The sequence below is a fragment of the Bartonella chomelii genome (assembly GCF_014138465.1).
GTDB lineage: Bacteria > Pseudomonadota > Alphaproteobacteria > Rhizobiales > Rhizobiaceae > Bartonella > Bartonella schoenbuchensis.
On record NZ_JACJIR010000004.1, the window covers coordinates 13184 to 27927 of the forward strand.

Below are 14744 nucleotides of genomic sequence, written 5' to 3' on the forward strand. Positions count from 1 at the left end.
AATCATTTTTCCTTCAAGGATTTAAATTTCAAACATAAAGCTTGTGCAACATTTTGAGGAACAAAAGGCATAACGTCCCCCCCCATAGCAGCAATCTGGCGCACTAATGTAGAAGTTATTGGGCGACTAGAAACGCTTGCCGGTAAAAAAACAGTTTGTAATTCAGGAGCCATAATCTTATTCATCCCTGCCATTTGCATTTCGTAATCGAGATCAGTACCATCACGCAAACCACGAATAAGAAACGAAGCTTGAATTTCACGCGCCTTATTAATTAAAAGATTATCAAATGCAATAACTCGCAGCCGATCAGGACCTATATTTAATAAGTCTTTCCCAACTTGGGTAATTAAATCAACACGCTCTTCAAAACTAAAAAGTGATTGCTTTCCACTTTGTATACCAATAGCCACCACCACTTCATCAGCCAATAATAAACTGCCTTGCAAAACATCAAGGTGACCATTTGTAATAGGATCAAAAGAACCTGCATAAAGAGCAATGGTCATCATTTACTCCAATGTTTTCACAATTATATTTCGTCGTTCGCATCAACCGCATTGCAATGCTGCTCACTTTCTTCCTCATCTGGTTCGCTAGCATTAACTTCAGGCTCAGAAATACGCTCAACCGATACAACCTTCTCACCTTTTGCTGTATTAAAGATCGTTACCCCCTTGGTTGAACGACCAGCTATGCGAATACCATTAACAGGAACACGAATAAGCTGCCCTTTATCTGAGACAAGCATAATTTGATCTTGCGCTTCCACCGGAAAGGCTGCCACTAACTTACCAATTTCAGCTGTTTTAGATGGGTCGGTTGCGCGAATCCCTTTTCCGCCACGTCCTGAAATACGGAAATCATAAGAGGAAGACCGTTTCCCATAACCAAACTCACTAACTGTTAAGAGCATTTGTTCATGGGCACTAAGCTCCATATAACGCTCATCTGTTAATTCTGTTACGGTTGTTTCTGACTCTTCATCACCAATGACAATATCTTCATCATCTGCACCAGCTGCACGCCGTTCACTGATCACGCGTTTAATATAGGCAGAACGCTCAGTCGACGTAGCTTCAACATGCTTTAAAATAGTCATAGAAATGACTTTATCACTATCACCCATGTTGATACCACGTACCCCCATTGAATGACGCCCAACAAACACACGAACATCACTCACAGGAAAACGAATACATTGTCCATTCGCCGTTGTAAGGACAACATCATCATACTCTGTACAGGTCTCTACAGAAAGAATCTCATCTCCTTCTTCACCAAATTTCATTGCAATTTTACCATTACGGTTAACTTGAACAAAATCTGATAATTTATTGCGACGTACAGTCCCACGCATTGTTGCAAACATAACATCAAGTTTGCCCCAATCTTCCTCATCATCTGGTAAAGGCATAATTGTTGTTATACGCTCACCTTGTTGCAAGGGCAGCATATTAATTAAAGCTCGCCCACGCGATTGCGGCGTACCAATAGGCAAACGCCAAACCTTCTCTTTATAAACAATTCCACGCGATGAAAAGAAAAGAACCGGTGTATGTGTATTAGCTACAAATAAACGAGTTACAAAATCCTCATCTTTTGTAGCCATACCAGAACGCCCTTTACCTCCACGACGTTGGGCACGGTACGTATTTAAAGGCACACGTTTAATATAGCCACTATGACTAACCGTCACCACCATTTCTTCTGGTGCGATCAGATCTTCACTATCCATATCCGCACTACCGAAACCAAAAACAGTGCGCCGAGGAGTTGCAAATACTTCACGAAGAGCGTTTAGTTCATCTTTAACAATACCCATAATTCGTGAACGCGATGCCAAAATATCGAGATAATCGGTAATATCTACACCAATTTTATTTAATTCATCAGCAATCTCATCGCGACCAAGCGCTGTTAACCTTTGCAAACGCAACTCTAGAATAGCTCGCGCTTGTTCTTCCGATAAATGATATGTATTATCCTCATGGATAATATGACGAGGATCATCAATAAGCTTAATTAAAGGTGCTATATCAACAGCCAACCAACGCCGCTCCATTAATTGCGCGCGCGCTATTTGTGGATCAGATGCTTTGCGAATTAATGCTATAATTTCATCAATATTAGCAACAGCAATAGCAAGCCCAACTAAAACATGTGCACGCTCACGCGCTCTACGTAAAAGATATTTTGTTCTTCGACTCACCACTTCTTCACGGAAAGAAACAAATGCACGAAGTATATCAAGCAACGTCATCTGCTCAGGTTTGCCGCCATTCAACGCAACCATATTACAACCAAAAGAGGCCTGCAGCGGCGTATAACGATACAGTTGATTTAAAACAACATCCGCAACAGCTTCTCTCTTAAGCTCAATAACAACCCGATACCCATCACGATCAGATTCATCGCGTAAATCAGAAACTCCATCAATGCGCTTATCACGAACTAATTCAGCTATCTTTTCAATCATTGCAGCTTTATTAATTTGGTAAGGTATCTCACTTACGATAATTGCCTGCCGATTATTACGAATTTCTTCGATATCGACTTTAGCACGCATAATAATTGAACCCCGCCCCGTTTCATACGCTGAACGAATACCCGAACTACCAAGAATAATACCCCCTGTAGGAAAATCAGGACCAGGAATGATTTTAATCATCTCATCTAGCGTTATACTGGGGTCATCAATTAAAGCGATACACCCATCAACAACTTCACCAAGATTATGTGGAGGAATATTGGTCGCCATTCCTACAGCAATACCACCCGACCCATTTACCAAAAGGTTAGGAAAACGTGCTGGTAAAACCATAGGCTCACGTTCACGCCCATCATAATTATCTTGAAAATCAACAGTATCCTTATCAATATCAGTTAAAAGTTCTTCTGAAATTTTTTCTAAACGACATTCTGTATAACGCATCGCTGCAGGTGGGTCACCATCAATGGAACCAAAATTCCCTTGCCCGTCAATCAGTGGATTTCGCAAAGAAAAATCCTGTGCCATACGCACTAATGCATCATAAATCGAAGCATCACCGTGGGGATGAAATTTTCCCATCACTTCACCGACAACACCTGCTGATTTACGATAAGATTTGTTGAAAGAAAGACCCATTTCATTCATCGCATGAAGAATACGACGATGAACAGGTTTTAATCCATCACGCACATCAGGTAATGCACGTGATACAATCACGCTCATCGCATAATCGAGATAAGAGCGTTGCATTTCTTCAATAATACTAACTGGCTCAATACCGGTCAGCACATCACGTTCTGTCAGTGGAGTAAGATCGGTCACAGTTTCAATACTTTCAAAAAAGAATCATTTTGATCGTTTATATCGAAAAATACTTTAAAATGCTAACTCCCCTGCCCACAAGAGAGTGAGAATTGAACAATAATTTCCAACATATTATTTGTTTATATGAAAAATCAGAAATAAAATGAATATAACTCACTCCCCTGAGTTAAAAAACGAAATAAACAATACTCAATGAATCTCTTCAAATTCCCCGCTTATCTTAAGCAATCTTTTCAATAAAAACACTGAAATAAAGATTTTTAAAAATAGACCATTGCCTTTACAATAATCTTCATCATCTTCAATCTACTTACATATTTTTGACATGAGGGCACGACACAAGCGCCCTATGTTATAACCTATCACAATATCTTCTAATACATTTACTGATCAGTCTAACTGCATGATACAAAATAAGTTTTTTTATTTTTTTATAAGAAAATAAGCCTCAAATTAGAAATTTACCCTTCTTACTTGAAAATGAAAAAGCAATAATAATATTTTTATAGATTATCAAAACGGTACATCATCATCCAATTGGTGTGAGAAATTCCCTTCCAAATAATTATTGTTCTGACTAAAATCCTCTTTGCGATCAAAACTACTATCACCAAAGTCACCACTGCCTAACGGATTTGTGTCTTGCATTCTCTCGCCACCATCCATAGCGCCACGGCCTTCAAGCATCTGTAATTCACCACGATATTTTTGTAAGACAATCTCTGTCGTATAACGATCATTACCATTTTGATCTTGCCATTTGCGTGTTTGCAATTGACCTTCAATATAAATTTTGTTGCCTTTTTTTAGATATTGTTCCGCAATCTTTACAAGGTTTTCATTAAAAATAACAATACTATGCCACTCAGTGCGTTCTTTACGTTCATTCGTATTGCGGTCACGCCAGCTTTCCGAAGTGGCAATACGTAGATTTGCCACTTGATCACCAGAGTTCAAACGACGGATTTCAGGATCAGCACCAAGGTTACCAATCAAAATAACTTTATTAAGGCTACCAGCCATTGTACAAACTCCAAAATTTTAAATTACTTCATTATAGTAAAAGATGATAAAAACATATAACTATGTTCATCATAAAGGAAAAAAGCTGTGTCTTTACTCTTTTTTCCAAAAGAATTTACACTCTTCTTTCCCACTATAATAATGGAACACATTGTAATTTCAAAGAAAAGACCTTATTTCACATAATAGTGTAAAATTTTTGTTCATACGCCAAGGATCAGCATGTCTCACCAAAAATATATTTCTATTCGCGGCGCACGTGAACATAACCTTAAAAACATCGATCTTGACCTACCTCGTAATCAATTAATTATTATAACAGGGCTTTCTGGCTCAGGTAAATCATCCTTAGCTTTTGATACAATTTATGCCGAGGGCCAACGTCGTTATGTTGAAAGCCTTTCTGCCTATGCACGCCAGTTTTTGGAAATGATGCAAAAGCCAGATGTTGATCAAATAGATGGTCTCTCCCCTGCTATCTCTATTGAACAAAAAACCACTAGCCGCAATCCTCGTTCAACAGTTGGTACTGTAACTGAAATTTACGATTATATGCGCCTTCTCTTTGCCCGTATCGGTATTCCTTATTCACCTGCTACAGGCCTTCCTATTGAAAATCAGACAATCAGCCAAATGGTTGACCAAATTATGGCCTTACCAGAGGGTACGCGGATTTTTATTATGGCGCCTTTAGTACGAGGAAGAAAAGGCGAATATAGAAAAGAGTTAGCAGAACTTTTAAGAAAAGGATTTCAACGTGCCAAAGTTGATGGCAAATTCTATGAAATTCCTGATATCCCTCCTCTTAACAAAAAATACAAACATGATATAGATGTAGTGGTAGACCGCCTTGTTGTGCGTCATGATATTACTTCTCGTTTGGCTGATAGTATAGAAACCTGTCTGCAGCTTGCAAATGGACTTGCGATTGCTGAAATGGCAGATCAACCTTTGACAATAAAGGAAACCTCAAAGGAATCTGCCAATAAATCAAAAAATGAAACACATAAACGACTCATTTTTTCAGAAAAATTCGCCTGCCCTATATCTGGATTCTCTATTCCTGAAATTGAGCCACGTCTTTTTTCATTCAACAATCCTTTTGGTGCTTGTCCTACTTGTGATGGGCTTGGCATTCAAAAAGCAATCGACCCAACAAAAATTGTACCCAATGAAAATCTTACTTTAAAATCTGGAGCTATTGTCCCTTGGTTTAAATCACCCTCACCTTACCACAACCAAATACTAAAAGCGTTAGGCAAAGCCTATGAATTTAAACTCACAGATAAATGGTGTGAACTTTCAGATGAAGCCAGGCGTGCTATTTTATATGGTACAAAAACAAAAGAAATCCCCCTTATCCATGAAGATGAAGGCTGCTCTAACACAACAACCCAATATTTTGAAGGCGTTATTCCAAATATGGAACGGCGATGGAAAGAAACTGATTCCGCTGGTTCATATAAAGAAATCGAATATTACATGTCTTCTTCACCTTGCCGAGCTTGTAATGGTTATCGGTTAAAACCAGAAGCACTCTGTGTTAAAATTCACGAAATGCACATTGGGCAAGTATCAGAACTCTCTATCCTAAAAGCAAATGATTGGTTTGCTAATATTGATCAATATCTTAATAAAAAACAACGTAGTATTGCAGCGCGTATTTTAAAAGAAATCCGTAAACGTTTAGAATTTTTAAATCATGTGGGACTTGAATATCTTACCTTATCTCGAAATTCAGGAACACTTTCAGGTGGAGAAAGTCAACGTATTCGGCTAGCATCTCAAATTGGTTCTGGTCTCACAGGTGTTCTTTATGTTTTAGATGAACCATCTATTGGCTTACACCAACGCGATAATGGACTTCTTCTAAAAACGCTGTGCCATTTACGTGATCTTGGCAATACAGTTATCGTTGTTGAACATGATGAAGATGCCATTCTTACTGCAGATTATGTAGTGGATATTGGCCCTGCTGCAGGTGTTCACGGTGGAGAAGTTATTGCTCAAGGTACACCACAGGAAATCATGAACAATCCATCTTCGCTTACAGGCCAATATCTTTCAGGAAAAATGGCAGTTACTATGCCTGCCAAGCGACGTAAAATATCAAAATCAAAAGTACTCAAAGTGATTGGTGCTCAAGGTAATAACCTTAAAAATATCAATGCCGACATCCCTCTTGGAACCTTCACTTGCATAACTGGTGTTTCAGGTGGAGGAAAATCAACATTTCTCATTGAAACTCTGTTTAAAGCTGCATCGCGCCACATTATGGGAAGTCATCAAAATCCAGCACCCTATACCAAAATTGAAGGACTAGAATTACTTGATAAGGTCATTGATATTAATCAATCACCTATTGGGCGCACCCCACGCTCTAATCCAGCAACTTATACTGGTGCTTTTACCGCAATCCGCGATTGGTTTGCTGAACTTCCTGAATCGAAGGCTCGTGGTTATCAAGCAAGACGTTTTTCATTTAATGTCAAAGGGGGGCGTTGTGAAGCATGCCAAGGCGATGGTGTTATTAAAATTGAAATGCACTTTTTACCTGATATTTATGTTACATGTGATATATGCCAAGGAAAACGCTATAATAGAGAAACGCTAGAAGTAAAATTTAAAGGAAAATCCATTGCTGACATACTTGATATGACAGTCGAAAAGGCTGAAAAATTTTTCCAAGCTGTTCCTGCTATTCACAACACAATGAAGACTCTTGTCAAAACTGGCCTTGGCTATATCAAAGTTGGGCAGCAGGCTACAACGCTTTCTGGTGGTGAAGCTCAGCGCGTAAAACTTGCCAAAGAACTTTCACGCAAAACAACAGGTCGCACACTCTATATTTTAGACGAACCAACAACTGGTTTACATTTCCATGATGTTGCAAAACTTCTTGAAGTTTTGCATGAACTCGTCGAGCAAGGCAATACAGTTGTAGTTATCGAGCATAATCTGGAAGTCATTAAGACAGCTGATTGGATTATTGATCTAGGACCAGAAGGTGGAGATGGTGGTGGTCAAATCGTTGCAATTGGTCGCCCTGAAGATATTATAAATATTCCTGAATCCTATACTGGAAAATTTCTAAAAGAGCTTTTGTTACGCCGACCTTTGCATAATTCAGACTCTTAAAATAAGTTGAAAATAATTTATACACCCAATGATGTTGATGTACAAAATAAGGTTTGTAACTCATAATTGTACCGTTTTTATTCTTCACAAGCCATTTTATGCTATAATACAATAATATTTTACTTCATATGTTATGTTGGAATTGTTTGCCAAAAAAACACACAATTATATTATTTTTGATTTTTTCGTATAGAAACTATTTGTTGGCACATCTCGTGCTTGCCAATATAATGTATAGTAGCCTAAAAAGATAAAATAACGTTGGAGATCATTTCAGCATGAAAAAAATTGAAGCTATTATAAAACCTTTTAAACTGGATGAAGTGAAAGAAGCACTTCAAAAAGTTGGCTTACAGGAGATTACTGTAACAGAAGCAAAAGGTTTTGGCAATCAAGAGGAGTATACAGAACTGTACCGTGGTGCTCAATATGTTGTTGATTTTCTACCTAAAGTAAAAATTGAAGTTGTTATTGCAGACGAAATTTTAGAACAAGCTATTGAAGCAATACGTAAAGCAGCTCAAACAAAACATAGCGGCGATGGAAAAATATTTGTTTCATCCATTGATGATGCTATTCGTATTCGTACTGGTGAATCTGGCATTGATGCTCTTTAATATTTACAAAAATTTTTAGTCCAATAAGGAAATTGCATATGACGACCGTATCAGACATACTTAAACAGATTGCAGATAATGACATACGCTTTGTCGATTTACGTTTCACTGACCCGTGGGGTAAATTACACCACGTCACAATAGATGTTACCGCAATCAGTGAAGATACATTTACTGATGGCGTCATGTTTGATGGTTCTTCAATTGCTGGATGGAAAACAATTAATGAATCTGACATGGTGTTGATGCCAGATCCAGAAACAGCTCATATGGATCCCTTTTTTGCTCAGTCTACTTTAGTCATACTTTGTGACGTACTCGATCCTGTTTCTGGAGAATTGTATAGCAGAGATCCGCGTTCTATCGCAAAAAGAGCAGAAGCTTACATGAAATCCTTAGGTATAGGTGACACAGTTAATATAGGCCCAGAAGCAGAATTTTTTATTTTTGACGACGTACGTTATAAAAATGACCCATACAATACAGGCTTTAAGCTTGATTCAAGTGAACTTCCATCAAATGATGACACTGAATATGAAATGGGTAATCTCGGGCACAGACCACGTATGAAATGTGGTTATTTTCCAGTTCCTCCTATTGACTCTTGTCAAGACATGCGTTCTGAAATGCTCACTGCACTAAAAGACATGGGCGTAAATGTTGAAAAACATCATCATGAAGTAGCTGCAGCTCAACACGAATTGGGTATTCAATACGATACATTAGTTCGAGAAGCTGATAAAATGCAAATTTTTAAATACGCTGTGCATCAAATTGCAAACAGTTATGGAAAAACAGCGACTTTCATGCCAAAACCAATTTTTGGTGATAATGGCTCAGGCATGCATGTTCACATATCAATTTGGAAAGATGGAAAACCAACCTTTGCAGGAAATGAATACGCCGGATTATCAGAAACCTGCTTATTTTTTATCGGTGGTATCATTAAACATGCAAAAGCAATCAACGCTTTCACAAACCCATCTACTAATTCTTATAAGCGTTTAGTTCCTGGGTTTGAAGCACCTGTTCTTCTTGCTTATTCTGCACGCAATCGTTCGGCATCTTGTCGTATTCCATTCAGTTCTTCACCAAATTCAAAACGCGTAGAAATCCGTTTTCCAGATCTAACAGCAAATCCATATCTAGCATTTTCAGCACTCTTAATGGCTGGCCTTGACGGTATTAAAGACAAAATTCATCCTGGACAAGCTATGGATAAAGATCTTTATGATCTGCCCCCTAAAGAACTTAAAGACATCCCTACAGTTTCAGGTAGCTTGCGGGAAGCGCTTGAAGCTCTTGATAAAGATCGTAGCTTTCTTAAAGCAGGAGATGTTTTTGATGACGACCAAATCAATTCTTTCATTGAATTGAAAATGCAAGAAGTCTTGCGTTATGAAATGACTCCGCATCCTATTGAATTCGATATGTATTATTCTGTTTAAAGAATAAGTCACATTGTTTAATCTAAAAATGGAGGTTAAACCTCCATTTGTTGTGATGTTTTTTTCTAAAGAGCATTAATACCCTTTTATTGAGATACTTTTCCTTTATAAAAGAGATTGAATCCTTTCGAATCAATAATTAAGGTTTCTAATGCTGCAGATTTATCGATCTTTTTTTATTCTTTTATGCCTTGCTTCTATTATATCAACAGTGCAAGCCAATGGAGTAACCGATGAAGAATTGATAAATCTACAAAAGAAAATTTCTATTTATAATAAAGCACTTAAAGAAATTGATTCAGATGCTATCTTAAATGCTATTCCCCCAAAAATTATTGAGAGTTTAGCTATCAAAAAAAATCTCAATAAAGCACAATTTCAACAAATAATAAAAAGCCAAATAGAACAGCTAGCGAAAAATTATAAAATCGAGAATATAAAAATCGACCAAACGCAAAAACGTGAAGGAAAACTCGATAACGGTATTCCTTATTTTATTATGCCTTTAGAAATTGCAATTAGGATAAATAGTGGAAAAAAGTGTTATATTAAAAGTGAGATTATTGCACTTCTTGAAAATAATCAGTGGTATTTTATTCGTGGCAATGACGACACAACTTTAAACATAACCAATGAAGCTTTCCCTGGACTTGAAAAAATAAAAATTAATTCAACTAAAATTATAAAAATATCGTAATTGGAAATTTCATGTTCATGTATGAGCAGAAGAAGGTTCCACTTATGCGCAGGCAGTAATGATTGCAGCTGCTGCATTAAACTCACTCTTTTTGTAAGCTCGCCGCATCATCGCTTCCTTATCAACACCCCATTGTTTCTTCGTCCAGTTCTCATCTAAATGAGCAATATCCCAAGCATTATCCAAATTAATTTTCTTTTCAGCTACAGCAAAAGCAATAAGGGCAGAGCCTGTTAAAATAGTCATTGCATGAAGTGCAGCAAGTATATAAGGGGATTCTATCTTGCGTAAATAATTACTCACCGCTTGAATAGCTTCCCATGGTTGTTCAATATGCATAACTCCTGCTGCTATATTAAAACGTGCACCAAGTTTTTCCTCTGCCCAATCAAGTAAAAAATCCCATTGCTCACATTGTTGTTCTACAAGTTCTTTTGGGGTTTGTGCACGATAAAAAATCATATCACACGCAACAAAACGCAATAAATCTTCAAAAATAACTTGCATATTATCGGCTATACCATCAACAACAGTGTTAACAAGACGCGTAATTGGCATTCTTCCGGGATCAATGCTCTCTTCCTGCACAGTAAATTCCTGTGCTACTAATGCAGCAAGTGCTTCTGTTGGCATGAGAAGACAGCGTCTCGCAGGTGTCTTTACTGGGGTTCCATCTAATAATATGGAAAAACCTCCCTCTTCATGTGCAATACTTACTTCCTTATAAAATCGCTTAGGTAGTGGCTGACATGAAAGCTTTTGTACTTTGTAAACAGGATTATCGTCGTCTAACGGCATATTAAAATCATCTAAAATTTTACGCATATTGTTCTACTTCTAATATGTTCAATTAATCCACTGAATTTCTAGAATAGAATCCACACACTTCTCGTATATTAGATATCATGTGACAAGCTTAGGAAAGACCAGTTGTACTTATAGTTAGCTGATTTCACTATCGATATCCAAGATTGAATTTTTAGCGTAGCATTCTTTCACTTTCATACCAATCTCCCCATGAGACTCAAACAAAATTATAAGGGTGGTGATTAAGAAGGTAATTATTAACCATTTGCATCACCAATAAAACAATTAAATAATAAAACTGATATACATAATTGAAAATACAGTATAATTTCCCAACCACCACACCAAGAAAAGGTAGGATATCTAGCTTATATGAATTAAAGCTGTTAAACTTTCATTTTTAAATAAAGTAAACTTTAAATATTGTTTTATTACAGATTAAAAACAATACCCACTTATAAACTCAAACTATTTCTTACATTTCATTATTGACAGTTTAAAGCATAAAGTTGCTATCGTTTTTTATTAAATAAAACTCTAGTGATTTTTGATCCTTCATAATTTGGCAGTTTTAACCAAATTGTTCAAATGCCTTTTCATAATAATAAGTAATTAAACACACTGCTAATAAACTTTGTTACTACAATTATAAAATTAAGCTGAAGTTTTCTGTATTACTCTGTATCACCATCATTTTCATTAAAAGCCAAAAGATTAAAACTTTGTACCATATGAGGTGGTAAAGGAGCTATAATATCCAATATGCCTCCTGAAGGATGAGGAATACGAATACGGCGTGCATGAAGATGAAGACGATTTTGAATGCCGCCAGGTAATTCCCAATTATTGTCAGAAAAAAAATACTTTGAATCACCAATAATTGGATGGTCCATATAAGCTGCGTGAACACGTAGTTGATGTGTTCTGCCAGTATAAGGCTCCATTTCCAACCAAGACAGAGCCCGCCCCCGTGTATCTAAAACACGATAGTAAGAAACCGCGTGATTAGAATCTGGCTCTCCATGTTCACAAACACGCATTTTATCGCCTTGTGCAGTCGTTTCCTTTACCATCCATGTTGAAATTTTATCTTGCTTTTTTCTAGGCACTCCCCGTACCAACGCCCAATAAGTTTTTTTCGTTTCTCGTGCTCGAAAAGCGGCAGTCAACGCTTGTGCAGCCCCTCTTGATCGAGCAATAATAAGTACACCTGATGTCTCACGATCAAGACGATGAACTAACCGTGGTTTTTCCCCTTTTTTATTACGCCATACTTCAAGCATACCATCAATATGGCACGTTAAACCAGAGCCACCTTGTACAGCCAAACCTGCAGGTTTGTTTAATACAAAGATTTTTGGATCTTTATAGAGAAGCATCTTTTCTAAAATGGCCAATTTGTCTTGATCATGAATAGTTTTATCCGTTACAGAAAGATTTTTCTTATTATCAACAGATAAAAACGGCACACGAATAGACTGCCCTATAATAAGACGTATATCAGTTTTAACACGCCTGCCATCAACGCGTATCTGACCAGAACGCAGCAGTTTTTGTAGATACCCAAACGCAAGCCCTGGATAATGCACCTTAAACCAACGATCTAAGCGCATTCCGCTTTCACCTTCCCCAACCTTTTTGATTTCTACACCCACTGTAACAGACCCTCTTGTTATACAATTTCTTTGTTTACCAATTGTATTTTCTTGTCTTTATAAACGCAAAAACTACATCCTTTTAGAATTAGACTTTATCACATTGCATTACAATCAGTATCCAAAATTGCATTTCCTTTCTGTATAAATTTCATTACTTCAAAGAAAACAACTACATAAAGAACTAGTAATCCTAATTTTATGACTGTAATAGCTGTTGGAGATAACCATCCCGTGCTTTTATTAAAAACATACGCGCGTGTTCTTTCTTATTTAGATAGAGAAAAAAGCGCATTTTTTTTAATCTGTGCTGCTAACGTTATACTAGCTATCATTACGATAGCAGAACCTATCTTGTTTGGTCATGTCATTGATGCAATTGCAGACAAATCAGGTATCATTTTTAACCTCACACTCTGGGTGTGTTTTGGTGTTTTTAATATTATTGCTTATATCCTTGTAGCTCGTGGCGCAGATCGCTTAGTGCACAGACGACGTTTAAGTGTTTTAACAGAATCTTTTGAGCGTATCATTACCATGCCATTAATTTGGCATCAACAACGTGGAACTTCTAATGCCCTTCATACGCTATTGCGCGCTACAGATTCCATGTCAGCTATATGGCTTGATTTTATGCGCCAACACCTTTCTACTTTTGTCGCATTATTTGTTCTAGTGCCCATAGCTTTTAATATGAACTGGCGCCTTTCAATAGTCTTAGTGGTTCTTGCCATTATCTATGTATTAATTGCACGCTTAGTAATGCAAAAAACAAAAGACGGACAAGCCGCTGTAGAACGTTATCATCATAGTGTTTTTAAACATATCAGTGATTCAATTTCTAACGTTTCAATTGTACAAAGCTATAACCGAATAGCAGAAGAAACATCAGAGCTTCATCAACACACCAGTGATCTTCTTAAAGCACAAAACCCTGTTCTAAACTGGTGGGCACTTGCCAGTGGTTTAAATAGAATGGCTTCAACCATTTCAATAGTGTGTGTATTTCTTCTTGGTGCTTTTTTTGTAACAAAAGGTCAATTAAGTGTAGGTGAAGTCGTTTCTTTCGTCGGATTTGCTCAATTAATGATTGGTCGTCTTGAACAAATTAGTGGTTTTATTAATTTAGCTGTATCCTCACAGGCAAAATTACAAGAATTCTTTGAAATGGAAGACTCAACTTTTAATATGAAAGAACCCGACAATCTTCCTTCTCTTCAAAATGTTAAAGGTGCGATTCAATTTCATCACGTGACTTATGCATTTCCAAATTCTTCTCAAGGTGTTTTTGACATTTCATTCGAAGTCAAAACAGGACAAACTGTGGCCATTGTAGGACCAACAGGTGCTGGAAAAACAACATTAATCAATTTGTTACAACGCGTATACGACCCTACAGTTGGATATATCAAAATTGATGGAATAGATATACGCTCCATTAACCGTGAATCTTTACGCAAAGCTCTTGCAACAGTATTTCAAGATGCTGGCCTTTTCAACCGTAGCATTCGTGAAAACATTGCAATAGGTAGAACGACTGCAACAGATAAAGAACTTTATAAGGCTGCAAAAACAGCTGCTGCTCATGACTTTATTTTGAATAAAAACGATCAGTATGATACATTAGTTGGCGAACGGGGCTCCCAATTATCAGGTGGAGAAAGGCAACGGTTAGCAATTGCACGTGCTGTTTTAAAAAATGCACCTATTCTCATTTTAGATGAAGCAACCAGCGCTCTTGATATTGAAACAGAAGCACGCGTTAAAGACGCTATCGATTATGTAAGCCAAAATCGTACAACTTTTATTATAGCGCATCGTCTTTCAACAATCCGCAATGCTGATCTCATACTTTTTCTAGATCATGGTCGCTTAATTGAAAAAGGTAGTTTTCAAGAATTGACTAAAAAAGGTGGACGTTTCTATAAACTATTAAAAGCCGGCGGATTAACAAACGATCAACCAATGATAAAAGTAGAAGGTAAAAATGTAATTCCCCTACATGAATCTATTGCATCGTAAAATCAGTTATTTTTCTAT

At 37.1% G+C, this 14744-nt stretch carries 10 protein-coding genes; 5 read left to right on the plus strand and 5 right to left on the minus strand.

The genetic code is table 11. The features are described from left to right. Positions 1-2 precede the first annotated feature (2 nt). From coaD to ssb, 3 genes are all read right to left on the minus strand, one after another. Positions 3-509: a pantetheine-phosphate adenylyltransferase gene (coaD, locus tag GGR10_RS05165; protein WP_007477123.1), complete on the minus strand. Its 507-nt coding sequence runs from the start codon at positions 507-509 to the stop codon at positions 3-5. A 23-nt stretch (positions 510-532) separates the two neighbouring features. Beyond that, on the minus strand, positions 533-3316 hold the full coding sequence (gyrA, locus tag GGR10_RS05170; RefSeq protein WP_182480228.1) for a DNA gyrase subunit A: 2784 nt from the start codon (positions 3314-3316) through the stop codon (positions 533-535). A gap of 516 nt (positions 3317-3832) precedes the next feature. After that, positions 3833-4342, minus strand: a complete 510-nt coding sequence (gene ssb / locus GGR10_RS05175) for a single-stranded DNA-binding protein (protein ID WP_182480229.1) — start codon at positions 4340-4342, stop codon at positions 3833-3835. A gap of 222 nt (positions 4343-4564) precedes the next feature. Here ssb and uvrA point away from each other — a divergent pair, with 222 nt between their 5' ends. The 4 genes from uvrA (at position 4565) to GGR10_RS05195 (ending at position 10242) form a co-directional block, all read left to right on the plus strand. Further along, positions 4565-7480: an excinuclease ABC subunit UvrA gene (gene uvrA / locus GGR10_RS05180; protein ID WP_182480230.1), complete on the plus strand. Its 2916-nt coding sequence runs from the start codon at positions 4565-4567 to the stop codon at positions 7478-7480. Positions 7481-7758: 278 nt separating this feature from the next. Further along, entirely contained in the window at positions 7759-8097 is a 339-nt protein-coding gene (locus tag GGR10_RS05185) for a P-II family nitrogen regulator (protein WP_010703855.1), read from the plus strand. Between the two features lie 38 nt (positions 8098-8135). After that, on the plus strand, positions 8136-9545 hold the full coding sequence (gene glnA / locus GGR10_RS05190; RefSeq protein ID WP_182480231.1) for a type I glutamate--ammonia ligase: 1410 nt from the start codon (positions 8136-8138) through the stop codon (positions 9543-9545). Positions 9546-9696: 151 nt separating this feature from the next. Then, entirely contained in the window at positions 9697-10242 is a 546-nt protein-coding gene (locus GGR10_RS05195; RefSeq protein WP_182480232.1) for a hypothetical protein, read from the plus strand. Positions 10243-10284: 42 nt separating this feature from the next. Here GGR10_RS05195 and GGR10_RS05200 read toward each other — a convergent pair whose 3' ends face one another. Further along, the gene (locus GGR10_RS05200; protein WP_182480233.1) at positions 10285-11067 is read right to left on the minus strand and encodes an ATP12 family chaperone protein; all 783 of its coding nucleotides are present in this window, start codon (positions 11065-11067) and stop codon (positions 10285-10287) included. A gap of 656 nt (positions 11068-11723) precedes the next feature. Further along, positions 11724-12662 (minus strand): RluA family pseudouridine synthase, encoded by a 939-nt coding sequence (locus tag GGR10_RS05205; protein WP_051101997.1) that lies wholly within the window; start codon positions 12660-12662, stop codon positions 11724-11726. Between the two features lie 276 nt (positions 12663-12938). On the opposite strand from GGR10_RS05205, the gene GGR10_RS05210 reads away from it, so the two are divergent. After that, a complete protein-coding gene (locus GGR10_RS05210; protein ID WP_182480271.1) occupies positions 12939-14726 on the plus strand; it encodes a glucan ABC transporter ATP-binding protein/ permease in 1788 nt (595 codons plus the stop codon). Positions 14727-14744 lie beyond the last annotated feature (18 nt).